The sequence below is a fragment of the Nonomuraea maheshkhaliensis genome (assembly GCF_039529435.1).
Lineage (GTDB): Bacteria > Actinomycetota > Actinomycetes > Streptosporangiales > Streptosporangiaceae > Nonomuraea > Nonomuraea maheshkhaliensis.
The window spans coordinates 1-1,251 of record NZ_BAAAMU010000313.1 but is presented as its reverse complement, the minus strand read 5'-3'; the positions used below and the strand labels follow the sequence as shown (position 1 = coordinate 1,251).

The window sequence follows — 1,251 nt, the reverse complement described above, 5'->3', positions numbered from 1 at the left end:
CGCACGGCGACCGGTGAGCTTGCGACGCCGGTGGTGGAGCTGTTCGAGGCGCAGGTCGCCGGTCGGCCGGACGCGGTTGCGGTGGTGGCTCCGGACGGCGAGGAGGTCACCTTCGCCGATCTGGACGAGCGGGCCAATCGGCTGGCGAATGTCCTGGTCGGTGAGGGGGTGGGCGCCGAGTCCGTCATCGGGGTGTGTCTCGATCGCGGTGTCGATCTGGTCGTGGCGTTGCTGGCGGTGTGGAAGGCCGGTGGCGCGTACGTGCCGATCGACCCCAAGCAGCCGGTGGACCGGATCGCGTACCTGCTCGCCGACAGCCGGGCCGTGCTGACCGTCACCAGCGAGGAGATCGCCGAAGAACTGCCCGCGAGCCACGCCCGCATGCTGGTCCTCGACGACACCTTCACCGCCCTGCGCCTGTCGATGGCGGCGAAGGAGAAGCCGGAACGTCACCTCCACGGCGGTCAGACGGCCTATGTCATTTACACCTCGGGCTCGACCGGCCGGCCGAAGGGGGTGTTGGTCAGTCAGGCGGCTTTGGCGAATTATGTGGCTTCGGTGCCTGGTCGGCTCGGGATGGATGGTGGCCGGTATGCCCTGGTTCAGGGGCAGGCGACCGACTTGGGCAACACGATCGTCTTCGCGGCCCTGACCTTGGGCGGTGAGTTGCATGTCATGGCGGAGGAGGCCGCCACGGATCCGGACGCTTTCGGCAGTCTGCTGGTCGAACGCCGGATTGATTTCGTGAAGATGGTGCCGTCTCATCTGGCGGCGATGGGTTCTGGTCTCGTGCCCGCTCGCGCGCTGGTGCTGGGTGGTGAGGCGGCTGCTCCGGACTGGCTGGGGCGGCTGGTGGCCGAGGCCGACGAGCGTGGTTGCGCGGTGTTCAACCACTACGGCCCGACCGAGACGACGATCGGTGTGGCCACCACCCGCTTGAGCGGCGGTGGCTTGGCACCGGTCGGTGCGCCTGTGGCCAACACCGCCTTCCATGTTCTGGATGAGCATCTGTCGCCTGTCCCGCCGGGGGTTACCGGTGAGCTGTATGTCGCGGGTGCCCAGTTGGCTCGCGGCTATCTCGGCCGCCCGGGTCTGACCGCAGAGCGCTTCGTGGCTTGCCCGTCCGAGCCGGGCACCCGCATGTACCGCACCGGTGACCGCGCCCGCTGGACCACCGACGGCCACATCGTCTTCGCCGGCCGAGTCGACGACCAGGTGAAAATCCGTGGGTTCCGCGTCGAACCAGGCGAG

At 68.5% G+C, this 1,251-nt stretch carries 1 protein-coding gene; it reads left to right on the top strand.

Annotated features, from left to right (window positions below):
• The coding region (locus ABFX54_RS56600) for an amino acid adenylation domain-containing protein (RefSeq protein WP_346115612.1) at window positions 1–1,251 on the top strand (1,251 nt) is incomplete at both ends.